Origin of the sequence: Rhodocista pekingensis (assembly GCF_042665545.1) — a bacterium.
GTDB lineage: Bacteria > Pseudomonadota > Alphaproteobacteria > Azospirillales > Azospirillaceae > Rhodocista > Rhodocista pekingensis.
On record NZ_JBHTCM010000006.1, the window covers coordinates 90,341 to 114,545 of the forward strand.

24 protein-coding genes are annotated in these 24,205 nt (G+C 71.9%); 13 read left to right on the forward strand and 11 right to left on the reverse strand.

Annotation, left to right across the window (positions count from 1 at the left end):
* Window positions 1-36: 36 nt before the first annotated feature.
* From ACFQPS_RS05330 to ACFQPS_RS05345, 4 genes are all read left to right on the forward strand, one after another.
* Window positions 37-387: a hypothetical protein gene (locus tag ACFQPS_RS05330; protein WP_377357072.1), complete on the forward strand. Its 351-nt coding sequence runs from the start codon at window positions 37-39 to the stop codon at window positions 385-387.
* Window positions 388-392: 5 nt separating this feature from the next.
* Complete coding sequence (locus tag ACFQPS_RS05335; protein WP_377357074.1) at window positions 393-698, forward strand: hypothetical protein; 306 nt, start codon at window positions 393-395, stop codon at window positions 696-698.
* Between the two features lie 127 nt (window positions 699-825).
* A complete protein-coding gene (gene kynB / locus ACFQPS_RS05340) occupies window positions 826-1,470 on the forward strand; it encodes an arylformamidase (RefSeq protein ID WP_377357076.1) in 645 nt (214 codons plus the stop codon).
* Window positions 1,471-1,597: 127 nt separating this feature from the next.
* Window positions 1,598-3,220 carry a peptide ABC transporter substrate-binding protein gene (locus ACFQPS_RS05345; RefSeq protein ID WP_377357078.1) on the forward strand — a complete coding sequence of 541 codons (1,623 nt, stop codon included), beginning with the start codon at window positions 1,598-1,600 and terminating at the stop codon, window positions 3,218-3,220.
* A gap of 24 nt (window positions 3,221-3,244) precedes the next feature.
* Here ACFQPS_RS05345 and kynU read toward each other — a convergent pair whose 3' ends face one another.
* Entirely contained in the window at window positions 3,245-4,483 is a 1,239-nt protein-coding gene (kynU, locus tag ACFQPS_RS05350; protein WP_377357079.1) for a kynureninase, read from the reverse strand.
* A 233-nt stretch (window positions 4,484-4,716) separates the two neighbouring features.
* On the opposite strand from kynU, the gene ACFQPS_RS05355 reads away from it, so the two are divergent.
* A complete protein-coding gene (locus ACFQPS_RS05355) occupies window positions 4,717-7,116 on the forward strand; it encodes a penicillin acylase family protein (protein ID WP_377357080.1) in 2,400 nt (799 codons plus the stop codon).
* Window positions 7,117-7,226: 110 nt separating this feature from the next.
* A complete protein-coding gene (gene nth / locus ACFQPS_RS05360; RefSeq protein WP_377357081.1) occupies window positions 7,227-7,913 on the forward strand; it encodes an endonuclease III in 687 nt (228 codons plus the stop codon).
* Between the two features lie 118 nt (window positions 7,914-8,031).
* On the opposite strand, the gene ACFQPS_RS05365 is transcribed toward nth, so the two are convergent.
* Together ACFQPS_RS05365 and ACFQPS_RS05370 are read right to left on the reverse strand one after the other, a co-directional pair.
* Window positions 8,032-8,631: a bactofilin family protein gene (locus ACFQPS_RS05365; RefSeq protein ID WP_377357083.1), complete on the reverse strand. Its 600-nt coding sequence runs from the start codon at window positions 8,629-8,631 to the stop codon at window positions 8,032-8,034.
* A 208-nt stretch (window positions 8,632-8,839) separates the two neighbouring features.
* Window positions 8,840-9,520 carry an EI24 domain-containing protein gene (locus ACFQPS_RS05370; RefSeq protein WP_377357084.1) on the reverse strand — a complete coding sequence of 227 codons (681 nt, stop codon included), beginning with the start codon at window positions 9,518-9,520 and terminating at the stop codon, window positions 8,840-8,842.
* Window positions 9,521-9,680: 160 nt separating this feature from the next.
* On the opposite strand from ACFQPS_RS05370, the gene ACFQPS_RS05375 reads away from it, so the two are divergent.
* The 5 genes from ACFQPS_RS05375 (at window position 9,681) to ACFQPS_RS05395 (ending at window position 16,025) form a co-directional block, all read left to right on the forward strand.
* Window positions 9,681-10,697 carry an adenosine kinase gene (locus tag ACFQPS_RS05375; RefSeq protein WP_377357085.1) on the forward strand — a complete coding sequence of 339 codons (1,017 nt, stop codon included), beginning with the start codon at window positions 9,681-9,683 and terminating at the stop codon, window positions 10,695-10,697.
* Between the two features lie 146 nt (window positions 10,698-10,843).
* Entirely contained in the window at window positions 10,844-11,383 is a 540-nt protein-coding gene (ppa, locus tag ACFQPS_RS05380; RefSeq protein ID WP_012567919.1) for an inorganic diphosphatase, read from the forward strand.
* 172 nt (window positions 11,384-11,555) lie between these two features.
* On the forward strand, window positions 11,556-12,023 hold the full coding sequence (locus ACFQPS_RS05385) for a DUF4870 family protein (protein WP_377357087.1): 468 nt from the start codon (window positions 11,556-11,558) through the stop codon (window positions 12,021-12,023).
* Between the two features lie 227 nt (window positions 12,024-12,250).
* The gene (locus tag ACFQPS_RS05390; RefSeq protein ID WP_377357088.1) at window positions 12,251-14,953 is read left to right on the forward strand and encodes a bifunctional acetate--CoA ligase family protein/GNAT family N-acetyltransferase; all 2,703 of its coding nucleotides are present in this window, start codon (window positions 12,251-12,253) and stop codon (window positions 14,951-14,953) included.
* 169 nt (window positions 14,954-15,122) lie between these two features.
* The gene (locus ACFQPS_RS05395; RefSeq protein WP_377357090.1) at window positions 15,123-16,025 is read left to right on the forward strand and encodes an alpha/beta hydrolase family protein; all 903 of its coding nucleotides are present in this window, start codon (window positions 15,123-15,125) and stop codon (window positions 16,023-16,025) included.
* Between the two features lie 7 nt (window positions 16,026-16,032).
* Here ACFQPS_RS05395 and ACFQPS_RS05400 read toward each other — a convergent pair whose 3' ends face one another.
* The 8 genes from ACFQPS_RS05400 to ACFQPS_RS05435 all read right to left on the reverse strand — a co-directional run bounded on the left by ACFQPS_RS05400 (window position 16,033) and on the right by ACFQPS_RS05435 (window position 23,283).
* Entirely contained in the window at window positions 16,033-16,713 is a 681-nt protein-coding gene (locus ACFQPS_RS05400) for an HAD family hydrolase (protein ID WP_377357092.1), read from the reverse strand.
* The gene (locus ACFQPS_RS05405) at window positions 16,710-17,174 is read right to left on the reverse strand and encodes a cysteine peptidase family C39 domain-containing protein (protein ID WP_377357094.1); all 465 of its coding nucleotides are present in this window, start codon (window positions 17,172-17,174) and stop codon (window positions 16,710-16,712) included. The genes ACFQPS_RS05400 and ACFQPS_RS05405 overlap by 4 nt, the downstream gene beginning before the upstream one ends.
* A 914-nt stretch (window positions 17,175-18,088) precedes the next feature.
* The gene (locus ACFQPS_RS05410) at window positions 18,089-18,382 is read right to left on the reverse strand and encodes a hypothetical protein (RefSeq protein WP_377357096.1); all 294 of its coding nucleotides are present in this window, start codon (window positions 18,380-18,382) and stop codon (window positions 18,089-18,091) included.
* A complete protein-coding gene (locus ACFQPS_RS05415) occupies window positions 18,379-18,747 on the reverse strand; it encodes a nucleotidyltransferase domain-containing protein (protein WP_377357097.1) in 369 nt (122 codons plus the stop codon). Before ACFQPS_RS05415 ends, ACFQPS_RS05410 begins: the two co-directional genes overlap by 4 nt.
* 87 nt (window positions 18,748-18,834) lie before the next feature.
* The gene (locus tag ACFQPS_RS05420; protein ID WP_377357099.1) at window positions 18,835-19,080 is read right to left on the reverse strand and encodes a hypothetical protein; all 246 of its coding nucleotides are present in this window, start codon (window positions 19,078-19,080) and stop codon (window positions 18,835-18,837) included.
* Window positions 19,081-19,142: 62 nt separating this feature from the next.
* Window positions 19,143-22,640: an FAD-dependent oxidoreductase gene (locus ACFQPS_RS05425; protein WP_377357101.1), complete on the reverse strand. Its 3,498-nt coding sequence runs from the start codon at window positions 22,638-22,640 to the stop codon at window positions 19,143-19,145.
* A 91-nt stretch (window positions 22,641-22,731) separates the two neighbouring features.
* Window positions 22,732-23,061: a type II toxin-antitoxin system RelE/ParE family toxin gene (locus tag ACFQPS_RS05430; protein ID WP_377357102.1), complete on the reverse strand. Its 330-nt coding sequence runs from the start codon at window positions 23,059-23,061 to the stop codon at window positions 22,732-22,734.
* Window positions 23,062-23,064: 3 nt separating this feature from the next.
* Complete coding sequence (locus tag ACFQPS_RS05435) at window positions 23,065-23,283, reverse strand: hypothetical protein (protein ID WP_041785357.1); 219 nt, start codon at window positions 23,281-23,283, stop codon at window positions 23,065-23,067.
* Between the two features lie 166 nt (window positions 23,284-23,449).
* On the opposite strand from ACFQPS_RS05435, the gene ACFQPS_RS05440 reads away from it, so the two are divergent.
* Both ACFQPS_RS05440 and ACFQPS_RS05445 read left to right on the forward strand, forming a co-directional pair.
* Window positions 23,450-23,713, forward strand: coding sequence for a hypothetical protein (locus tag ACFQPS_RS05440; protein WP_377357104.1), 264 nt, complete (start codon window positions 23,450-23,452; stop codon window positions 23,711-23,713).
* A gap of 2 nt (window positions 23,714-23,715) precedes the next feature.
* Window positions 23,716-24,132: a growth inhibitor PemK gene (locus ACFQPS_RS05445; RefSeq protein WP_377357105.1), complete on the forward strand. Its 417-nt coding sequence runs from the start codon at window positions 23,716-23,718 to the stop codon at window positions 24,130-24,132.
* Window positions 24,133-24,205: the final 73 nt, after the last annotated feature.

Genomic DNA, 24,205 nt, shown 5'->3' on the forward strand with positions numbered 1-24,205 from the left:
CCGCTTGCCCCGCGGCCCGTTTCCGGAGAAGCCGTCATGTCCGCCCCTTCCGTCATGTCTGCCCCGTCCGCCCTGCCGCCCCAGGCCAGCCTGACCGTCTACACCGATCCGTCCACCGGCATGCGCATCGCGCTGGCCGTCGGCCGTCCCGGCCGGTCGGGCGCCGCCGTGGCGTGGCGCCGGATGCTGGGCGGGCTGGATGAGGCGGTGGAGGGGGCCCTGCGCGGGGCCGGCCGCTGCCCGGCCTTCGCCGTGGTGCTGCCCGGCCGCGCGGCCGAGGCCGACCCCCGCGGCGCGCTCGCCCGCTGCCTGGAACGGGTGGAGCTGGACGGCCTGCGCGTCGGGCTGGAACTGCCGGCCGAGGCGGCCGGCGCCGTCGCGGCCTGACCGCCATGGCGCTCCCCGCCCTGCAACCGCCGCCGCCCGAGGCGCGGCCGGTGGACCTGACCCGCACCGCCTGCTTCCATGTCCTGGCGGACCCCGATCCCGGCACCCTGCCGCGCCTGCTGGAGCCCTTCGCCAAGCGCGGCCTCGTCCCCAGCTCCGTGCAGGTCCGCCTGTTGGAGCTGGAGGAGGAGCTGAGCATCGATCTCCAGGTCCGCACCCTGACCCGCGACGAGTCCGACTACATCGCCCGCAGCCTGCGCGCCGTGCCGCTGGTGCGGCAGGTGCTGACCTCCGAACGCCACCGCGGGTAGGCGCCCCGAGCGCCGGCGGCGCGGACCGGGCCGCCAGCGTGGAACCGGGCAGCGCGGACCGGGGGTGACGCGGGCGCCGTCAGGCCCTACTTCCTGTTGCCACCGGAGGACAACAGGGAGACGGGGCATGGGCGAACGCCGCATCTGGGACATCAGCCAGCCGGTCCGGGCCGGCATTCCGGTCTGGCCGGGCGACACCGCCTATGCCGAGGAACGGACTTGGAGCATCGGGCCGGGCTGTCCCGTGACCGTCAGCCGCCTGACCCTGTCCAGCCACACCGGCACCCATGCCGACGCGCCGCTGCACTATGCGGCCGACGGCGAACCGGCCGGGGCGCTGGACCTGACCCGCTATCTCGGCCCGGCGCTGCTGCTGCATGTCCGCCCCGGCCTGCCGCGGGTGGAGCCCGCCCACCTGGACGGCCGCGTGCCCCCCGGCACCCGCCGGCTGCTGCTGCGCACCATGGGCAGCTTCCCCCATGCGGCCTGGGACAGCCGTTTCACGGCGCTGGCGGCGGAGACGGTGGATCTGCTGGCCGGGCTGGGGGTGCGGCTGATCGGGGTGGACTCCCCCTCCCTCGACCCGGAGGACAGCAAGACCCTGGACGCCCACCACGCCGTCCGCCGCCACGGCCTGTCGATCCTGGAGGGGCTGGTGCTGGACGGGGTGCCGGAGGGCGCCTACGAGCTGATCGCCCTGCCGCTGAAGCTCGCCACCGCCGACGCCGCCCCCGTCCGCGCCATCCTGCGCGACCTGCCGCGGCAGGGGTGAGCCCGTTCCACCCCCGCCCTCCACCCCCGCCCGTCCGCCTGACGCACGGGCGGCAATGGGCGCTCTTGCCGGGGGCGGCGGGGGGAGGCACCATCCGCGCCGGCGAAACGGACCCGGGAGAGGCGGGATGGCACGGATGCTCCGGCGGGTGCTCGCCGCCGGCCTGCTGCTGGCCGTGGCGGCGGTTGCGGCCCCTTCGGCGGCGGCGCCTCAGAAGGACGCTGGCCGCGGCCAGCCCCGCAGCCTGAACATCGGCGCCGGGCCGCAGTCGGAAAGCCTGGACCCGCACCGCTCCACCACCGTTACCGATGCGCGCGTGCTCCAGGAACTGTTCCTGGGCCTGACCACCCGCGACGCGGCCGGCAACACCGTTCCCGGCGCCGCGGCGCGCTGGGAGGTGTCGCCCGACGGTCTGACCTGGGTCTTCCATCTGCGCCCCGACGGGCGCTGGTCGGACGGCAGCCCGGTGACGGCGGACGATTTCGTCTTCGCCTGGCGCCGCGCGCTGTCGCCCGGCAGCCGCGCCCTGTTCGCCGACCTGCTCTATCCCGTCCGCAACGCCGAGGCCGTGGCGAAGGGCGAGCTGCCGCCGGAGGCAGCCGGGGTGCGCGCACTGGACCCGCTGCGGCTGGAGGTACGGCTGGAGCGGCCGAAGCCCAACTTCGCGGACTATCTCTACCACCGCACCACCTACCCGCTGCACCGGGCCAGCCTGGAGCGCCATGGCGAGGGCTTCGTGCGGCCGGGGGCGCTGGTCGGCAACGGCCCCTACCGGCTGGCCGAGGCGGTGCCGCAGAGCCTGATCCGGCTGGAGCGCAATCCCTTCTTCCATGACGCCGCCAACGTCGCCATCGGCAGCGTCACCTTCCACGTCACCGAGGACCAGCAGGCGGAGCTGCTGCGCTACCGCGCGGGCGAACTGGACGTCACCTACACCTTCCCGGGGGCGCAGACCGACTGGCTGCGCGCCACCCTGCCGGACGACCTGCGCATCGCGCCGCTGGGGGCGATCCTGTTCCTGGCCCCCAACCTGACGGTGGAGCCCTGGAAGTCCCACCCCGGCCTGCGCCGCGCCCTGTCGCTGGCGATCGACCGGGAGGTGCTGGCCGAGCGGGTGGTGAAGACGGTGCGGCCTTCCTACGGCTTCGTGCCCGGCGGGGTCGGCGGCTACCGCGCCGTCGTTCCCGACTGGGCCGGCTGGAGCCGGGAGCAGCGCGAGCGGGAGGCCCGCCGCCTCTATGCCGCCGCCGGCTACGGCCCGAGCCGGCCGCTGACGGTGGAGCTTCTCTTCCCCTCCAGCGACCGCAACCGGCAGATCGCCGTCGCCGTCGCCGCCATGTGGGACCAGGTGCTGGGGGTGCGGACCAGTCTGGTGAACCAGGAACAGCGGGTGGTGCTGACCCGGCAGCGGGCCATGGATTATCCCGGTCTCGTCCTGCGCACCTGGCAGTGGGCCTTCCCGGAGCGCTACCTGGAACTGCTGCGCTCACGCGAGACGCGCAACGGCAACGGCTACGCCAACCCCGCCTTCGACCGGGCGATGGAGGCGGCGGATGCCGCCGTGGACCCGCAGGACTTCCTCGACCGGCTGCGCGCGGCCGAGACCATCGCACTGGCCGACGATCCGGTGATCCCGCTGACCGGCGGCGCCAGCGGTCGGCTGGTCAGTCCCGCCCTGCGCGGCTGGGTGGACAACCCGGTGGACACGCATCTGGTGCGCTGGCTGTCCTGGGCGCCCGGCGGCCGCTGACCGTCACGCCTTCTCGTCGCGACTTCACGTCACGGCGGCGCGCTGGCGGAAGCGGTCCGCCTGCCAGTCGCCGTCGCGCATCACCGCGGCCAGATGCGCGACCGCGTCCCAGATGTCCGTGTAGCGCAGATAGAGGGGGGCGAAGCCGAAGCGCAGGATGTCCGGCGCCCGGAAGTCGCCGATCACGCCGCGCGCGATCAGGGCCTGGACGATGGCGTAGCCCTCCGGATGGGAGAGGCTGACCTGGCTGCCCCGCTCCGCCCCGTCCGCCGGGCAGGCAAGGGCGAAGCTGTCCGGCCCGCACTGCTCCGCCACCAGGGTCAGGAACAGGTCGCCCAGCCGGCGGGACTTCTCCCGCAGGCGGGCGCGGTCGGCGCGGGCGACGATCCGCACCCCTTCCTCCAGCGCCGCCATGCCCAGGATGCCCGGCGTGCCGCAGAGCTGCCGCGCCATCCCGTCGGCCGGGCGGAAACGGTCCTCGAAGGCGAAGGGGGCGGCATGGCCCATCCAGCCGGCCAGCGGCTGGCGCACCTGCCCCTGGTGGCGCTGCGCGACATAGAGCCAGGCCGGCGCCCCCGGCCCGCCGTTCAGGTACTTGTAGCCGCAGCCGACGGCGAAGTCGGCGCCGGCCGCGTCCAGCTCCACCTCCAGCGCGCCGGCGCTGTGCGACAGGTCCCACAGCGTCAGCGCCCCCGCGGCGTGCGCCGCCGCCGTCAGGCCGGGCAGGTCGTGGACCCGGCCGGTCTTGTAATGCACATGGGTCAGCAGCAGCAGGGCCACGTCGCCGTCCAGCGCATCGGCCAGCTCGTGCCGTTCCGCCAGCACCAGCTCCACCCGGTCGCCCAGCAGCTCCGCCAGCCCCTGGAGCACGTAGAGGTCGGTCGGGAAGTTGCCCGGTTCCGACAGGATCACCCGCCGGCCGGGGCGCATCCCCACGGCTGCCGCGGCCAGCTTGAAGAGGTTGACGGAGGTGGAGTCCGCCGCGATCACCTGTCCCGGCGCGGCACCGACGACGGGGGCGATGGCCTCCCCCACCCGGCGGGGCAGGTCGATCCAGCCGGCCGTGTTCCAGGACCGGATCAGGTCGCGGCCCCATTCCTCCTCCACCAGCCGCGCCAGCCGCGCCGGCGTCGCCCGGGGCAGGGCGCCCAGGGAATTGCCGTCCAGATAGAGCACCCCTTCGGGCAGGGCGAACTCGTCCCGGAACGAGGCGAGCGGATCGGTGGCGTCGAGGGCTTCCAGGTCGGCACGGCCGAGGGTCATGGCGGCTCCGGGGGTCCTGCGGGCGGGGCCGGCAGCATAGGCGGCACCCGCCGGGGCCTCAAGCGCCGCAGGGGAAACGCGCGGCCGTACCGCCGCAGGGCGGCGGCCCGGCGGTTGGCGCTTTGCCATCCGGACGGGTGGACGGCTACAGTGCCGCCACCATGATCATGGGACGGGGATGGAGCATGCCGGTCGGGTCCAGTCGCAGGGCGAGGCGGTCGCCGGGTAGGCGCGTGGCACGGGGGGCCGGCATCGCCGTCCTGGGGCTGCTCGGGCTGGGGGTGGCCGCCGCCGGCGCCGCCTGGATCTATCTCGGGGCCAGCCGGCCGCTGCTGGAGGGGGAGGTGGCACTGCCCGGCCTCTCCGCCCCCGTCACCGTCGTGCGCGACGCGGCCGGCGTGCCCACCGTGACCGGCGCCAGCCGCGCCGACGTGGCCCATGCGCTGGGCTTCCTGCACGGGCAGGAACGCTTTTTCCAGATGGACACGATCCGCCGCTCCGCCGCCGGCGAACTGGCCGCGCTGGTGGGCGACGCCGCCCTGCCGCTGGACCGCAAGCGCCGCGTCCACCGTTTCCGCGCCCGCATGCAGGCCGAACTGGCGGCCCTGCCGGCGGCCGACCGGCAGGTGCTGGACGCCTATGCCGCCGGGGTGAACCAGGGGCTGGCGGCGCTGGGCGCGACCCCGTTCGAATACGCGCTGCTGGGCGGCGAGCCGCAGCCCTGGGCGCCAGAGGACAGCCTGCTGGCCGTCGTCGCCATGTATTTCGACCTCCAGGACGAGGAAGGCGGTCTGGACCGCCGGCTGGCCCAGGCGCGCGCGGCCCTGGGGCCGGCGCTGGCGGACTTCCTCTACCCGGTCGGCACTTCCTGGGACGCGCCGATCGACGGGACCCGGCTCGACACCCCGCCGCTGCCGGGGCCGGAGGCGCTGCCCCCCGGCTTCCCCCGCCGCGCCGCCTCCCTGGATGACGCCCTTGAGGGGGCGCCCGCGCCGCTGGCGGAGGACGCCACCGTTCCCGGCAGCAACAACTGGGCCGTGGCCGGCAGCCACAGCGCCCATGGCGGCGCCATCGTCGCCAACGACATGCATCTCGGCCATGGCGTGCCGAACCTCTGGTACCGCGCCCGGCTGGTGGTGGCGGGGGCAGGGGAGGCGCCCGTGCTGGACGCCACCGGCGTCACCCTGCCCGGTGCCCCCAACATCGTGGCCGGCAGCAACGGCCGCGTCGCCTGGGGCTACACCAACAGCCAGATCGACACCGGCGACGTGGTGGTGCTGGAGCCCGGGGCCGCCGGCGGCGACAGCTACCGCACGCCCGAGGGCGACCGCACCCCGGAGGAGGTGGCGGAACTCATCTGCTCCGCCTCCGGCACCTGCGAGACGCTCACCGTGCGGGAGACGGTCTGGGGGCCGGTCATCGCGACGGAGGGCGGGGTGCGCCTCGCCTACCGCTGGGTGGCGCACGACACCGGCGCCCGGGCCCTGGGCGCCGCCCTGGAGCTGGAGCAGGCGGGCGACGTGGAGGAGGCGGTGCGGATCGCCCACCGCTCCGCCATCCCGAACCAGAACCTGATGCTGGCCGACCGCGACGGCCGCATCGCCTGGACCATCATCGGCCGGGTTCCGGCCCGCATCGGCTTCGACGGACGGACCCCCGTCTCCTTCGCCGACGGCAGCCGGCGCTGGGACGGCTTCCTGCCGCCCGACCGGGTGCCGGCGGTGATCGATCCCCCGGCCGGCCGGCTGTGGTCGGCCAATTCCCGCGTCGTCGGGGGCGAGGCCTTCGCCCTGCTGGGCGACGGCGGCTATGCTCACGGTTCCCGCGCGCGGCAGATCCGCGACGCGCTGCTGGCGCAGGAGCGGTTCGACGAGAAGGCCCTGCTGGCGATCCAGCTCGACGACCGCGGCACGGTGCTGGACCGCTGGCACGGGCTGATGCTGGAGACGGTGCGGACCCGCGCCGACGATCCGGCCGTCGCCGCCCTGCTGCCCTGGCTCAGCGACTGGGACAACCGCGCCGTGCCCGAGGCGGTCGGCTACCGGCTGGTCCGCACCTTCCGGGCGGAGCTGCTGTCCTCCGTCTACGGTGCCTTCGTGGCGCCGCCCGACACGACCGGGCCGGCCGCTTTCCGGCTGGCCTCGCGGCAGGCGGACGAACCGGCCTGGCGGCTGCTGACGGAGCGGCCGGCGCATCTGGTGCCGCCGGGCTTCGCCGGCTGGGACGCGGTGTTGGCCGCGGCGCTGGACAAGGTGCGCGAGGACGTGGCGAAGGAGGCCGGGGGCGACCTCTCCCGCTACCGCTGGGGCGAGCGCAACCGCGCCGCCATCCGCCACCCGCTCAGCCGCTTCGTGCCGGGGCTCTCCTGGCTGGCCGACGCGCCGGCGGACAGGCTGCCCGGCGATGTCTACCAGCCGCGGGCGCAGAGCCCCTCCTTCGGGGCCAGCGAACGCTTCGCCGTCTCCCCCGGCCGGGAGGCGGAGGGCCTGTTCCAGATGCCGGGCGGCCAGTCCGGGCACCCGCTGGCGCCCTATTATCTGGCCGGCCATGCCGACTGGGTGGCGGGCCGGCCGGTGCCCTTCCTGCCCGGCCCGGCGCGCTGGACCCTGCGGCTGGAGCCGGGGGCTTCCTGAGGCGCGGGAGCGCCGGCCCGTCCTGACGGACGCCGTTGCCGGGGGCGGGGCGGCTGGGTAGAGTCCCGCCCGCCGCCGGGCCGGCGGCCGTCACGGGGATGCCGTCCGCCATGAAGAAGGCCCTGGTCGAGGAACTGTTCCGCCGCCTGTCCGAGCGCGACCCGGAGCCCAGGACCGAGCTGGACTACACCAACCCCTTCACCCTGCTGGTGGCCGTGGTGCTGTCGGCCCAGGCCACCGACGCCGGGGTGAACCGGGCGACGCGCACCCTGTTCGCCGTGGCGGACACGCCGGCCGCCATGGTGGCGCTGGGCGAGGACGGCATCCGGGAGCATATCCGCACCATCGGGCTCTATCGGACCAAGGCGGCCAACGTCTTCCGCCTGTCGCAGATCCTGCTGGAGACGCATGGCGGCGAGGTCCCCCGACGGCGGGAGGCGCTGGAGGCGCTGCCCGGCGTCGGCCGCAAGACCGCCAACGTGGTGCTGAACGTCGCCTTCGGGGAGCCCACCATCGCCGTGGACACCCACATCTTCCGCGTCGCCAACCGCACCGGGCTGGCGCCGGGCAGGACGCCCGAGGCGGTGGAGCAGGGGCTGCTGAAGGTGGTGCCGAAGACGTACCGCCTGCACGCGCACCACTGGCTGATCCTGCACGGGCGCTACGTCTGCAAGGCACGGCGGCCGGACTGTCCGCTCTGCCCGGTGCGCGATCTCTGCGCCTTTCCCGACAAGACGACGGCGGAGGCGATGGCGGGGCCGCGCCGTGGTCCCCTGGCGGCGCCCGATCCGGCCTGACGGGTCCCGGCCCGGCCCCCAGAAACGACGAACCCCGCCGCCCGGCGGGGCCGGGGGCGGGGTTCTGGTCGGATGCCGTGGGACGGGGGCCGCCTGCGGAGGCTGGCCCCTGCCCGGCTTACTCGGCGGCGCCGGAGGTCGGCTCGCTGCTCATCCGCGGGGTCATCGGCTCGGCCATGCGCGCGATCGGGGTGACCGGGGCCGGGGCGGCGGCCGGCGCGGGCGTCGGGGCGGCCACGGGCTTCGCCGTCAGCACCTCGATGGAGCCGGACATCTGGCCGCCCTGCTCCACCTCCAGCACGCCGTAGCGGATGTTGCCCTGGATCTTGCCCGAGGCGCGGATGCGCAGGGTGCCGCGCACGGTGATGTCGCCCTCGAAGCGGCCGCCGATGTCGGCCTCGTCGATCTCGACCGAGCCCTTGAACAGGCCGGTGTCGGCGATCTCGATGGTGCGGCCGTCGCGCAGCTTCGCCTCGACGGTGCCCTCCACCACCAGCACGTCGCAGGCGGCGATCTCACCGGACAGGCTGATGTCGCGGCCGACGATCAGCTTGCGCATCTCTGCGGAGCCCATGGCATTTCCTTCGGTGCCGGTCGGGGTGACCCGCTTCGCAGGCGTGGCGGGGATGTCCACGACGCGGCGCGGGATGTCCGGCTTGAAGCCGCCGGTCAGGCTGTTCTGGCCGGCGCCCGATGCACCGGAGGGCGTAGTATTCATGGCGGACGACCTCGTGAGCATGTCGTTTCCCTTGTCGGCAGGCGACCCGGGGGAGTTGTACGCGGAATACGGCGTGCCGGACGCCGCGGTATCGGTGCTGCTGGCATCCCCGGAGGGATTTTGGCGCTTGAACCAAGACATGACGATCAGCCCCCAGAATCACTCGAATAAGCGGCGTGTCATCGCCCAGCCGGCCCCGTTGGAGGTATCATGCGGCTCCCGGGTGCGGCAAGCGTCTCCGCATGTCCTCGAAGACATGCACCATGAACGCGGTGGCGATGACGGGCACAAGAAGATTCACGATCGGGACCACGGATAGGAAGGCAATAATGATGCCGACCAAAAAAAGTCCCATCGACTCCTCCGACCGTAGATACCGCATCCTTTCCGGATCAAGCCTTCGGAGGGATACAAGTTCGTAGTACTCCCGACCAAGAAGGTAGCCATTAAGACAGTAGTAGATCACCAAGTTCAGAACCGGGATCAGGTAGAGCGGCAGGACCAGCAGGTTGAGGATTATCACCACGCCGAGGAACTTGGCGGAGTTGGCGATCCCCTCCAGCACCGGTTGCGGCCGGGCCGGACCCAGGCCCGGATAGTGCCGCCGCTCCACCGCCTGCACGACGCTTTCCAGCATCAGCGACGATACGGTGATGACCACGGCCGGGAACAGCAGCCACGCGATGCCCAGCACCGCAAGGCTGCCCAGCACGTCCACCGTGGTGTCCAGCCAGGGGATGGTGAACAGGTCGGTCTCGTAGAGCGTCCAGGAGACCGCCGTCAGCAGGAGCGCGAACAGCCCCAGCGTCGCCAGGATCGACAGCAGGATCACCCGCCCGAAGGCCGGATCGGAAAGCTGGGACAGGGCACGGGCGAATGCACGGATCATGCGCGCCTCGGAAACGGCGGAGACAGGATGGCGGGGGGGCGTCAACCGGGGCGGGACCCCCGGTCTGTGGCATTCCGCCCACAGAACCGCCGCCGGTCCTTGTAGGACCAAGCGCAGGCTTGCCGCAAGGCCACCGCAGCCTTACAAGGCCCCGAATTCCATGAAGGCAAGAGGGGTCGTGACGGTGGAGCGCAACGCTGCATTCGACGTGGTGGGCATCGGCAACGCGATCGTGGACGTGCTGTCCAAGACCGACGACGCGTTCCTGGAGACGCACGGGCTCGCCAAGGGCGGCATGCGCCTGATCGACACGGCCGAGGCCGAGGACCTGTACGCGAAGATGGGGCCGGGCATCGAAATGTCCGGTGGCTCCGCCGGCAACACCATGGCCGGCATCGCCACCCTGGGCGGCCGCGGCGCCTATGTCGGCAAGGTCGCGGACGACCAGCTCGGCACCGTCTACCGCCACGACATCCGCGCCGCCGGCGTTTCCTTCGATACGCCGCCGCTGTCCGACGGGACCCCGACCGGCCGCTGCCTGATCCTGGTGACGCCGGACGGCCAGCGCACCATGAACACCTTCCTGGGGGCCGCCGTCGTGCTGACCCCGGCCGACATCGACCCGGCCGTGATCCAGGGCTCCCAGGTCACCTACCTGGAGGGCTATCTCTGGGATCCGCCGCCGGCCAAGGAGGCGTTCCTGAAGGCGGCGCAGGTGGCGCACGCCGGCGGGCGCAAGGTGGCGCTGTCGCTCTCCGATGCCTTCTGCGTCAACCGTCACCGCGACAGCTTCCTCGACCTCGTGGCCGGGCACATCGACATCCTGTTCGCCAACGAGAGCGAGATCACCGCGCTCTACCAGACGGACTTCGACACGGCCGCCGAGGCCGTCAAGCAGCACTGCGACGTGGCGGTGCTGACCCGCAGCGAGAAGGGCGCCATCGTCCTGGCCGGCGGGCAGACCGTCAGCGTGGCGGCGGAGCCGACCACCGTGGTGGACACGACCGGGGCGGGCGACCTGTTCGCCGCCGGCTTCCTGCGCGGCTTCACCCAGGGGATGGCGCTGGGCGACTGCGCCCGCATGGGGGCGATCTGCGCGGCGGAGATCATCAGCCATGTCGGCGCCCGGCCGCAGGTGGACCTGAAGGCCCTGGTCGCGGGGAAGATGGGCGCCTGAGGGCGCCCGCACCCGTCCGCGGCCCGTTCCCGCCGGCCCCTTCCGCCGGGCCGGCTTCAATTAGCGGATGCGATGGCGTAGTGTGCGGCCGTCGGCCGCACGCGGGCCGTCGCCCGGCGCATCCGCCAGTCATCGAGGACAGCAGCATGGACATCACCAAGATCCCGGTCGGCAAGAACCCGCCCTGGGACGTCAACGTCATCATCGAGATCCCGCAGGGCGGGCAGCCGGTGAAGTACGAGATGGACAAGGATTCGGGCGCGCTGATCGTCGACCGTTTCCTGCACACGGCGATGTTCTACCCGGCCAATTACGGCTTCCTGCCGCACACGCTGGCGCTGGACGGCGATCCGGCGGACGTGATGGTCGTGGCCTCGACGCCCGTCGTGCCGGGCGTGGTGCTGCGCTCCCGTCCCATCGGCGTGCTGATCATGGAAGACGACGCCGGCGTGGACGAGAAGATCCTGGCGGTGCCGGTGGACAAGCTGCACCCCTTCTATTCCAACGTCGCCAGCTTTCGGCAGCTACCGCAGATCCTGGTCGAGCAGATCTCCCACTTCTTCGAGCACTACAAGGACCTGGAGAAGGGCAAGTGGGTCCGCGTCGTCCGCTGGGGCGAGCCGGACGAGGCCGCGCGCATCATCCAGGAGAGCATCGCCCGCTACCAGGAGAAGGGCGAGGGCTGATCCCCCCGCACGGGGCTGGGCACGGGGCCTGGGCGGTTCCGGGCCAGGGTCGGGGCGGGTGCGGCCAAGCCGCGCGCCGCCCCGACCCCGCTTGACGGAACGCCGGCCCCGCTGCCGTAAATGCCGCCTTCCTACGGCAACGGTCACGGGCTCAGGGCAGGGGCTAGCGGCGATGGTCCAGGTCGACGACAGCGTTCAGCAGCAGGACGACACGGAACGCCAGGGGGCGGAATGCCAGGGGGACGCCCTGCCCCAGGATGATTCCGCGCCGCAGGAGGCCGGGCGGGAGCGCAACGAACTGCGCACCATCCTGATCGTCATCTACAGCCTCAATCTGCTGGCGCTGCTGGCCTTCATCATCCCGCCCGCGGTTGTCACACCGATCCTGGCCGTGGTCCTGGCCTACTTCGGGCGGGGCGCCGCCCGCGGCACCCTCTGGGAAAACCACTTCGCCTTCGCCATCCGGGGCTTCTGGGCCTGGCTGATCGTGCTGTCGATCAGCCTGCTGCTGCTGTCGGCCTTCGTCGGGCTGATCGGGCTGGCGCTGCTGCCGCTGTGGTGGCTGATGCGCTGCGTCGGCGCGCTCCAGCGCGCGCTGGAACGCAAGCCGATCGTCGATCCGGACGCCTGGGTGGTCTGAGGCCGCGGCACTTCGCCGTCCCTCCTGGCCGGGGCTGCGGGACGCCCCACCTCTGGGTGGAACGGGGGATGCCGATGCTCCCCCGGCGACACCTTTCACCCGTGTCCCTTTGACCCATGTCATTGCAGTGCAGCATGACGCGTTCAGCATCAGGGCCGCCCTCCGGGGCGGCTCCCGTTTCCGCGCGCATGCCGACCCGGGCCCTCTGACGGAGCAGGACGACCATCATGACGATCCGCAACCTGGACCGCCTGTTCAAGCCGTCCTCCATCGCCCTGATCGGGGCCAGCCGGCAGCCCCAGTCCATCGGCCAGGTGGTCGCCCGCAACCTCTTCAACGCCGGCTTCGACGGGCCGATCATGCCGGTCAACCCGCATGAGCGCTCGATCGAAGGCGTGCTGGCCTACAATTCCGTCGCGGCCCTGCCGCTGACGCCGGATCTGGCCGTGATCGCCACGCCGCCGCAGACGATCCCCGGCCTGATCGCGGAGCTGGGCGAGCGCGGCACCAAGGCCGCCGTCGTCATCACCGCCGGCTTCGCCGAGATGGGCGAGGACGGTCGGAAATTACAGCAGCAGGTGCTGGACGCCGCCCGGCCGCACCTGCTGCGCGTCGTCGGGCCGAACTGCCTGGGCGTCATGGTGCCGGCGCGCGGCGTCAATGCCGGCTTCGCCCATCTGCCGCCGCTGAAGGGCGACATCGCCCTGGTGGCGCAGTCGGGCGCCGTCGTCACCTCCATCCTGGACTGGGCCAACGCCCGCGGCATCGGCTTCAGCCATCTGGTCAGCCTGGGCGGCATGGCCGACGTCGATTTCGGCGACATGCTGGACTATCTGGCGCAGGACCCCAATGTCCGCGCCATCCTGCTGTATGTCGAGGCGATCACGCATGCGCGGAAATTCATGTCCGCCGCCCGTGCCGCCGCCCGCGCCAAGCCCGTCATCGTCATCAAGGCCGGCCGCAGCGACGAGGCGGCGAAGGCCGCCAGCTCGCACACCGGTGCGCTGGCCGGCGCCGACGCGGTCTATGACGCCGCCTTCCGCCGCGCCGGCATGCTGCGCGTCTCCGAGCTGGACGAGCTGTTCGACGCGGTGGAGACGCTGGCGACCGGCGTGCAGATCAAGGGCGACCGGCTGGCCATCCTGACCAACGGCGGCGGCATCGGCGTGCTGGCGACGGACGCGCTGGTCGGCCAGGGCGGCCGGCTGGCGGCGCTGGCGCCGGAGACGATCGAGAAGCTGGGCCGGGTGCTGCCGCCGACCTGGAGCCACGGCAACCCCGTGGACATCATCGGCGACGCCTCGGGCAAGCGCTATGCCGACGCGCTGGGCATCCTGCTGGAGGACCCGGGCTGCGACGCCGTGCTGGTGATGAACTGCCCCACCGCCGTGGCGGACAGCGTGGACGCGGCGGACGCCGTCGTCAGCGTGCTGAAGGCCAAGGGCAACAAGCGGACCCCCGTGCTGACGAGCTGGCTGGGCGAGACGGCGGCGGCGGAGGCGCGGCGACAGTTCGCCAAGCAGCGCATCCCCGACTACCACACGCCCAATCAGGCGGTGCGCGCCTTCATGCACCTGGTCCGCTACCGCAAGAACCAGGAACTGCTGATGGAGACGCCGCCCAGCGTGCCCGAGCAGTTCGACGTGGACATGGCCGTCGCGCGCCGCCAGATCGACGAGGCCCTGACCACCGGCTGCGACTGGCTGTCGGAGTACCAGGCCAAGGAGGTGCTGCGCGCCTACGGCATCCCCTGCGTGCAGACGGTCACCGCCGCCACCCCGGCCGAAGCCGAGCGCGCCGCGCGCCGGCTGGGCGGCCGCATCGCGTTGAAGATCCTCTCCCCCGACATCACGCACAAGTCGGACCTGGGCGGCGTCGCCCTGAACCTCGCGCCCAACCAGGTCTGGGCCGAGGCGGAGGCGATGCTGGAGCGCGTCCGCTCGTTCATGCCGACGGCCCGGATCGAGGGCTTCACCGTGCAGGAGATGGCCCACCGGCCCGACGCGCACGAGCTGATCGTGGGCATGATCGACGACGTGCTGTTCGGCCCGGTGATCCTGTTCGGGGCCGGCGGCACCGGGGTCGAGGTGGTGGCGGACAAGGAGCTGGGGCTGCCGCCGCTGAACATGAACCTCGCGCGGGAGATGATGTCCCGCACCCGCATCCACCGCCTGCTGCTGGGCTACCGCTCGCGCCCGAAGGCGGACCTGGACGCCATCGCGCTGTCCCTCATCAAGGTCAGTCAGCTCGTCACCGACTTCCCGGAGATCGTCGAGCTGGACATCAATCCCCTGTTCGCCGACGACAAGGGCGTGCTGGCGCTGGACGCCCGCATCAAGGTGGCGCCGCCGAAGATGGAGGGCAGCCGCCGCCTCTCCATCCGGCCCTATCCGAAGAAGCTGGAGCAGACGGTCCGGCTGCGCGACGGGCGGGAGTTCCTGATCCGGCCGATCCGGCCGGAGGACGAGCCGCTGATCCATGACATGGTGGCCCACACCAGCCTGGAAGATCTGCGGCTGCGCTTCTTCGCCCCGATGAAGCGGCTGTCGCACCAGCTCGCCGCCCGCCTGACCCAGATCGACTACGGGCGCGAGATGGCGCTGGTGGCCGAGCGGCCGGACGACGAGACGGGCGAGCCCGCCATCCACGGCACCGTCCGCATCACCGCCGACCCGGACAACGAACGGGCCGAATACGCCGTGCTGGTCCGCTCCGACATGAAGGGCAAGGGCCTGGGCTACGTGATGATGACCCGCATCCTGGACTATGCCCGGATGCGCGGCATCAAGGAGGTGTTCGGCGAGGTGCTGCGCGAGAACACCACCATGCTGGCCATGTGCCGGGAGCTGGGCTTCACCCAGCACGACAACCCGGACGATCCGGGCGTCATGGAGGTCAGCTACCGCGTCCCGAAGCCTGCCGGCGAGTGACCGCCGGCGGGTGCGCGCGGCCGGCCGGGCGCCGGCAGGACGGGCAGGGGGCTGCCGACCGCCTGTCCGCGCGGCGCGTCCGCAGAGTGGGCGCCGGAAAATCCGGGCTGGTGTCGGCGCGATCCGTCGGATTTACCTTTACGTAAAGGTAACCCGACCGGAGACGGCGATGTCCACGGTACAGGTTCCGTCCAGGGAAGAAACGCTGCGCGCCGCCGACGGGATGGTCCTCGCGGTCACCCGGTTCGAGCCTCCGGCGCGCGTGCCGCCGCTGGCCCCGGTGATCGTCGCCGGGGCCACGGCGGTGCCGCGCGGCTATTACGGCCGCTTCGCCCGCTTCCTGGCCGGGCGCGGCCACCCCGTCACCACCTTCGACTACCGCGGCGTCGGCGGCTCCCGGCCCCGCTCCCTGCGCGGTTTCGACGCCCGCATGCAGGAATGGGGGCGGCTGGACCTGGAGGCCGTGCTGGCGCGGGTGGCGGCGGAGCATCCGGACACGCCGCCGCTGCTGGTCGGGCACAGCGTCGGCGGCCAGATCCTGCCGCTGGCGCCCTCGGCCGACCGTCTCGCCGCGGTGCTGCTGGTCGCCTCCCAGTCCGGCGCGGCGCGGCACTGGCGGGGGCTGGACCGGCTGCGGCTGGCCGCCTTCTGGTACGCGGCGGTGCCGCTGCTGACACGGCTGCACGGCTACCTGCCCGGCTATGCCATGGGCAGCGCGCCCCTGCCGGCCGGCATCGCGCGCGAATGGGCACGCTGGGGCCGGCATCCGGACTACATCCTGGGCTACCATCCGGAGCTGCGGCAGCGCTTCCGCGACCTCGCCATGCCGCTGCGGCTCTACAGCTTCCCCGACGATTTCTACGCCCCGCGGGCGGCGGCGGCGGAGCTGCTCTCCTGGTACGGCGGCACGCACAGGGAGCACCGCTTCGTCACCCCGGCAGAGGCGGGGGCGGGGGCCATCGGCCATTTCGGCTTCTTCCGCGACACCTTCGCCCCCACCCTCTGGGCCGAGGCCGCGGACTGGCTGGAGGCGCGGCAGGCCCTGGCTCCGGCGCCGGTCCCGCCGGGCTGAGCCGGCGTCAGGGGAGCAGCGCCCCGACGGCGTGCAGGTCGGCCGCCACATGGGTGCAGAGCGGCCGGATCTCCTCGGTGCAGGGCAGCAGGTCCGGCACCATCACCGCCATCATGCCAGCGGCGTGCGCCGCGCGGATGCCGTTATGGCTGTCCTCCAGGGCCAGACAGTCGGCGGGCGCGACATCCAGCAGTCCGGCCGCCTTCAGGTACGGATCGGGGAAGGGCTTGCCGCGGGCCACGCAGTCGCCGCCGACCACGGCCTGGAAGCGGTCCGCGAGACCGGCCAGGGCCAGATGCTTCAGCGCCCGCTCCCGCGCCGTGGAGGTGCAGACGGCCAGCGGCAGCCCGGCCGCCTGCAACCGCCCGACCAGTTCCGCCGCCCCCGGCATCAGCCGGATACCGCCGCCCTCCACCAGCCCGCCGCCGACCGTGGCCAGGGCCGTGCGGAACTCGGCGGTGAAGGCCTCCATCAGAGCCGGCGTGCGGAAATGCTCCGCCAGCCGCAGCTTCGTCGTGGCGAAGGGCTGGCCGATCAGGCCGGCATAGAAGGCGTCGTCCATCGGCCGGCCCAGCCGCTCCGCCGCCCGCATGGCCGCGGCCTTCACCGGCCGCTCGGTATCCAGCAGCAGCCCGTCCATGTCGAACACGACGGCGCGGACGGGGCGGGGAAGAACCGGCACGGTCACGGCAGGTCGACCCCGAACCGGTCGGCGCAGAGCGCGAGGAAGCGGCGGGAGAGGTCGGCGGCACGCGCGGCCTCGTCGGGATCGGGGCGTCGCCCGCTGTAGTTGGAATCCAGGCGCATCTCTTCCCCTTCGTTGATGGTCCGGCCTGCCAGTTTCAAGGCATCGTCCCCCCGACCCTCCGCAAGACGGCGCAGGGCCGCTTCCGCCGCACGCCTGAACGCCATCAGGTCCACCCCCCGCTCGGGCGGCAGCACGTCGGACAGGGTCTTCCCGGTGGCGGGCATGGCCGCATTCAAAGCTACCGACTTCAGCGTGGTGCCCTTCAATGACACCGAGAAGCGCTGCCGCACGGCGGACAGGTCCATCTGGTGGCCATGGCGGCCCATCACCATGGCCAGGCAGGCGAGGCCGCACTCGGTGGCTTCTGATTGGCGTATCACTTTTTGCTGCGCAATCATCATGTGGCCGCTTGCTGCATTGTCAGAAATAAAACTATTTTAGTCTCAACTTGCCGTGACGGTATTTTCCCATGCCGTGTCTCGTGTCAGAGAATATTGGCTTTGCCCTTCGACCTTAAAAGACAGAAAATTACTCTCAAGTTATTCAAAATTGTTATAGAAAACGCTAAAGGCAGCACGAACATAATTTCAGGCAAATTATAATACATTAAAAACATAAGAGACATCATTAATGTGGACTGCGCCAAGAAGGTTAAATTTCCACCGAATCGGATTTGCATCCACCTTGAAAGGGGATTTGATCCAATATCAATCCCATATTTTTTTATGGCGTATTCTGTAGTAATGTGATCAAGTAAAAGCAAAACAGCAAGAACCACAAGCCAAATCATAATGTCCTCTTTGATTCAGGCTTATTTTGCCGCGCCGGGAATACCGGCGCGGCAAGAGGTCACCATTTCTTAATGCTGAGCCAACGACTCGCTGCGCCTCCAACGGCACCGGCCGCGTGGCGGGGGGCGTGTATAGATTCCCGCGGGGCTGATTTTGTGATTCATGCTGCTGGCTGGGTCTGGAGGCCAGCACGAATGGGTCCTGGGCTTTCGATGGATCTGCATCGCCGCGGGCCCCGCTGCCGAACAGCACGACCCCCGTCACGCGGCCGGGCAGGGCGGCTTCCGCCGCACGCCTGAACGCCATCAGGTCCACCCCCCGCTCGGGCGGCAGCACGTCGGACAGGGTCTTCCCCGTGGCGGGCGCGGGCGTTGCGGACATGGTCGGAGTATAGCGCCGCCGGGCGTGCGGCTCAAAGTGCCGGCAGCCGTCGCACCCCAGCCCGCATGACCGCGGCCTTCACCGGCCGTACCGGTATGGCGGGGCAGGGGCGTCGGGCGGGTCACGGGATCAGGGCCATGGGATCAGGGCGGGGGGAAGCCGTAACGTCCGGCGCAGACGGACAGGAAGCGGCGGGCGGTTTCAAGGGTGTCCCTGGCCTCGTCGGCGCCGGGCGTCGAGCCCTCGTAGTCGGCGACCTCCCGCCGTCTCAGGACCAGCCGGAGGCTGCGGGCGCAGTGGATCAGCGCCTCGTCCCCTCGATCGGTGGCAAGCCGGCCGAATGCCTGGATCACCTTGTCGTGCCGGATGGGGGCCGCCTGACGCAGCTTGCCGACCGCCTTCGCCCAGGCGTCCGCGGCGATGTCGATGGGGCTCACGGGACGGGAACCCCGTCGCGGGCGATGTTCGCCAGCAGTTCGCGCCGCCCGCCGGGATCGGGCGGGTCGCGCAACGGAACGGGCCGGATGTCGATGCCCTCCAGCATCTTGTCGTAGGTCAGGTCGGACAGGACGTCGATCACGTCCCAGGGCCTGTCCAGGCCGCGGATGAACACCGCCACATCGTAATCGCTGTCCGCGTCCGCATCGCCGCGGGCCCGGCTGCCGAACAGCACGACCCCCGCCACGCGGCCGGGCAGGGCCGCTTCCGCCGCACGCCTGAACGCCATCAGGTCCGCCACCCGCTCGGGCGGCAGCACGTCGGACAGGGTCTTCCCCGTGGCGGGCGCGGGCGTGACGGACATGGCCGGAGTATAGCGCCGCCGGGCGTGCGGCTCAAAGCGCCGCCGCCCGCGGTGCCCGCGCTCCCGCCGTCCGGTGCATCGGGTTGCCTACTCCGCCGCGGGGGGCAGCAGGTCGAGTCGGCGCTCCACCCGTTCCAGGCGGTTCTCCAGCCGGTCCAGACGGGCCGTCTGGTGCGCGATGGTGCCTTCCAGATGGGTGAAGCCGGCGGCCACCCGCTGTTCCAGCAGGGTCACCCGGCCCTTGAGGTCGCGCATGTCCTCCTCCATCCGCCCGGTCCGTTCGTCCAGGCGGCGGAGGTAGAGCAGGACGAGGTTGTCCGGCTGATCCGACAAAGGCGGCCTCCACGCTGTGGCGGAAGCGTAGTCCACACCCCCGGGGCCGGGCAAGCGCGGGCCTACTCCGCCGCCGCCCGCGCCCAGGGGCCCGTCTCCAGGCACCAGTCGATCCAGGCCACGGTCAGCTTCTCCTGCACGGCGTTCTGGCCCAGCCGCTCGCGCAGCACGCCCCAGTCCACCCGGTCCAGGCTCTGGTCCTGGTTGAAGCAGGAGAAGACCACCGTCTCCTCCCCCGTCTCCGGGTCCTTGTGGAGTTGCAGGCACTGGGCGCAGATCTCCTTCATCATGCACTGCATGGGGGAGTTGATGGAGCCGATGGCGGCGTGGACCGGCTTCAGGTAGGGCGCCAGCGCCCCGTGCCGGGCCATGGCGACGGCTGCCATCATGCGGTCGGAGCCGATGGCGACGATGCGGTCCACCCGGTCCAGCGGCACGCCCGGCGCGCCCAGGGCGCCGCTGGCATAGGACACCATGGCCTGCACGATGTTGCCGACGAAGCTGCGGTCCTGTGGCCGGGCCGGGGCGAAGCCCGGCGCCTCGTCGCTGCACCAGATCACCTCGTCGGCGGCCGCCTCGATCTGCTCCACCTTGTAGCGGTCGATCAGCTTCTTGTAGCCGGCGAAGTAGACGACCTTGTTGCCCTTGGCCCGCGCCGCCTGCCCGATGGAGAACAGCACGGCATTGCCCAGGCCGCCGCCCACGAGGCAGAGCGTCTCGCCCTCCGGGATCTCCGTCGGCTCGCCCGTCGGCCCCATCAGGATCACCGGGGTGCCCGGCTTCAGCAGGCAGCAGAGGTCGGAGGACCCGCCCATCTCCAGCACGATGGTGGCGAGCAGGCCCTTCTCCTTGTCCACCCAGGCGCCGGTCAGAGCCAGCCCCTCCATCGCCAGGGTCGTGCCCTTGGCCCGGTCGGCCAGCATCTCGAAGTTCTGCAAGCGGTAGAACTGGCCGGGCTGGAAGCGGCGCGCGGCGCGGGGTGCGCGCACCACGACCTCGATGATGGTGGGCGTCAACCGCTCCACCCGCTCGACCACGGCGCGCAGGTCGGCGTTCATGCGCTCGATGATGGTGCCGGCGGCTGCCCCGGCCGCGGCCCCGTCGACCGGGGCCGGCGGGCGCCGGGAGAGGATGCGGCTGACCACGGGATAGCCCTGCTTGGCCCCGCCCATGGCCTTCACCACGTTGCCGGCGAAGCTCGGATGCAGGTCGCCGAAGAAGCTGACGCCGCGGCCGTCCCCGTGCCGGTGCATCAGCACATGCACCGCCCCCGGCTTCGACAGCCGCTCCGGCGTGGCCGGGTTGCCGTCCTCGTCCAGGGCGCGGAAGTACTTGCCGTCCAGCAGGATGCGCCCGTCCTCGCGGGCCAGCACGGTGTTCGGCTGGGTGCCGGCGGCGACCAGCACGGTGCGGGCGGGCAGGGTCTTCTCCGTGCCGTCGGCCAGCGCCACGGTCAGCCCCACCGCATGGCCGAACCGGTCGGTCTCCACGGCCTTGGGCGTGGCGTTCTCGACGAAGCGGATGCCCTCCTCGAAACCCTTCTCGATCTCCTCATGGTTCAGGGTGTAGCTCGGCGCGTCCACCATGCGGCGGCGGTAGGCCAGGGTGGCGCCGCCCCAGTCCGTCAGCAGGCGCTGCACGGCGGGGGTGCGGCCCTCGCGCGCCGCCGCCTCCCGCTCCGCGCGAAGCGCGCGGGCATGGGCGATGAACTCGTCCGCCGTCAGCCGCTCCTCCTCGCTCCAGCCCGCGCGCAGGCGCTCCTCGCCCAGCTCGCGCGCCAGCAGCTCGTAGCGGGAGAGGAACTTCTCCACCTGCACCGGATAGTAGGCCAGGCTCTCCGTCGCGGTGTCGATGGCGGTCAGGCCGCCGCCGATCACCACGATGGGCAGCCGCACCTCCAGGTTCGCCAGGCTGTCGGGCCGCGCGGCGCCGGTGAGCTGCAAGGCCATCAGGAAGTCGCTGGCCTGCCGCACGCCGCGGGCCAGCCCGTTCTTCATCGGGATCACGGTCGGCCGGCCGGCCCCCATGCACAGCGCGATGTGGTCGAAGCCGGCCTCGAAGGCGTCGTCGATGGTCAGCGTGCCGCCGAAGCGGACGCCGCCGATCATGGCGAAGGCGGCCCGCCGCTCCAGCAGCAGGCGCACGACCTTCAGGAAGTTCTTGTCCCAGCGGACGGTGATGCCGTACTCGGCCACGCCGCCGAAGCCGGCCATGACGCGCCCGCCCAGCGGCTCGCGCAGGTCGGCGATGTCGCGGATCGGCTGGAACGGCACGCGGCGGCCCAGCGCGTCCACGCCGGACACCTCCGGCCGCAGCGGCTCGATCTTCAGCCCGTCCACGGCGACGACGGTGTGGCCGTCGTTCAGCAGGTGGTGCGACAGGTTGAAGCCGGCCGGGCCCAGCCCCACCACCAGCACCTTGTAACCGCTCTCCGGCCGCGGCAGCGGCCGGCGCAGGTTCAGCGGGTTCCAGCGGGTCAGCAGCCCGTAGATCTCGAAGCCCCAGGGCAGCGACAGCACGTCCTTCAGGGTGCGCGTCTCGGCCTGCGGGATGTCCACCGGCTCCTGCCGCTGGTAGATGCACGACTTCATGCAGTCGTTGCAGATGCGGTGGCCGGTGGCGGCGCACAGCGGGTTGTCCACCGCGATCATCGCCAGGGCGCCCAGCGGCGCCCCGCCGGCCTTCAGCGTGTGGAACTCGCTGATCCGCTCCTCCAGCGGGCAGCCGGCCAGCGGCACGCCGAAGGCGGACTTCTGGAACTCGCCCGACTTGCGGTCGCGCAGGCCCTTGGAGCAGCTGTCCTTGCCCTGGTTGTGGCACCAGATGCAGTAGTTGGCCTCGTCCAGCGCCCCCAGCAGGTCGGTGCCCTGGTCGGTCAGGGCGAAGCCCTCGCGGTGCCGCCGCTGCGTCCAGGGCAGGTGCAGCATGGTGACGCCGTCCACCTCGACCGTCTCGGGATGGACCAGATGCATCGGGTCGGTTCTGGCCGGAACCTGGAACAGCACGCCGGACCCGTGGAGCGCCCGGCCGGCCGGGGCGTACAGCGCCCAGGCGCCGTACTTCAGCGCGGCGTCCAGCCGGTCGGCGTTGGCCGCCTCGTCCGCCTCCCACGCCTGCACGGCGGTGGCGAAGGCCAGCTCGAAGGCCGGCGTGCCGGGCTCCTCCGCCAGCCCCAGGGCGGCGCGCAGGGCGTCACCGTCCAGGGAGGCCGCCTCCTCCGGGCGGGCGGCCTTGGCGGCGCGGCGCTGCACGAACAGGCGCTTGGCGGTGTAGAGCGGGGCCAGATCGTGGTGCCGGGCCTGAAGCTCCCGCACGGCGCCCTCGATGCCGAACAGGCGGGCGAGGAAGTCCTCCAGGTGCGGGCCGAGCGCGATCAGCAGTTCGCTCTCGGCCTTGGCATCCAGGCTGGCGGGATCGGCCCGGCCGGCCAGCAGGCGGTCGCGCAGGGCGGCATCCGCCTCGCCCAGATGGGCCAGGAACGCCTTGTCGATGCGCACCAGACCGGCGCGGTCGTAGAGGTCGCCGAAGCCGAGGCCGAAGGAAAGTCGCAGGTCGCTCATGACAGGACGGGCGCTCGTTGCAAGGGACGGAGACTATGCCTGCATAGCGCGGCCATCGCAGCCCCTCGTTGATGTGACGCAATGACTGCCGTCACTCATGCCCACGCTCCGGTCGCGGGACCTCCGGATGGTCCTGGCCCGGCCCGCGGATGCGGACCACCTCCACGTCGCCGGCAGGGGCGGCCTGATCGCCGCTGACGCGATAGAGGATGACATGCCCGGCGACCACGGCTTGGCGTGTGCCGTCGCTCCCGCCGCGCAGCGGCCAGAGAAACGGGGTGTGGGCAAGATCGCGGATACCTCGCAGGACACGGGTGACCGTCGCCTTCGCGCGCGGTCCGGCGCCCTCCTGGGTATACCAGTCCCTGATGTGTTGAAGATCGCGGACTGCCGCGGGGGAGAGGAAGACCCTCCGGCCCATGCGTCAGCGGCGGTCGTCCCGCCCGGCCCCGGCCGTGGGCATCGGGCGTTCCCCGGCGCCGTCCCAGGAGGCGACCCAGGCTTCGACATCCTCCAGCGCGATCCGTTCGCCGCGGTCGAGCTGCGCGACGCCGGTCTCCACGGCGCGGCGCAGATCCGCGTCGCCGGTCCGGCTGCCGGCAGCGTCCGTCGAGGCGGGATGGGGGCGCGGGATCGGAGGCATGGGAGGACTGTAGCACGCCGATGACGCCACCGTCCAACCGGCGGACCGGCCGGTCTTTACGTGTGGACGTTGCGGCTGCCCGGCGAACCCGGACCGGCCCCGGCCCGTTGCCGCGGACCTGGAAGTTCTGTAAGATGCGTAAGATCCGGAGCGGAGGAAAAGCGCCATGAAGACCGTGGCTTCCGCGGAATTCGTCCGACAGTTCGGCACGTACCAGCGTCAGGTGCAGCGCGAGGAGATCGCGGTCACCAGCTACGGCAAGGTCGTCGGGTTCTATGTCTCGGCGGAGGACGGCGAGCTGCTGCGGCAGGTCAAGGCGGCGCGGCAGGCCTATCACCCGGCGGAGCTGGCGGAAGACATGTGGGCCGACATCGACGCCGCGGCCCCCTCCGACCAGGCGCGCGCCCTCGACCGTCTGATGGATGACTGAGGATGGTCGTGCCGCCGCCGCGGCCCGGCCTCGTGGTCCACTTCTCCTATCTCTGGCGGCACGAACGCGACCAGGGGGAGGAGACGGGCCGGAAGGACCGGCCCGCGCTGATCCTCGCCGCGGGCGTCAAGGACGGCGTTCCCCGTGCCTATCTGCTTCCCATCACGCACGCGGAGCCGGCGGCGGGACGGGGCATCCCGATCCCCGCGACGGTCAAGGAGCATCTCGGGCTGGACGCCGCCCCCTCCTGGATCATCGTTGACGACATCAACGTGACCCGGTGGCCGGGTTTCGACCTCCGGCCCCGACCCGATGCGCCGGGGCGTTTCGACTACGGGGAAATCCCGGCCCGGCTGTTCGAGCAGGTCAAGGCTGCGGTGCGCGGCCTGCGCCCCGCCCCGAAGCCCACCCCCCGCTGAGCGCCACCGTCCAACCGGCGGACCGGCCGGGCTGCGGTCCCATCGGTCCGCCTGCAAATGGATATGGCCGGGC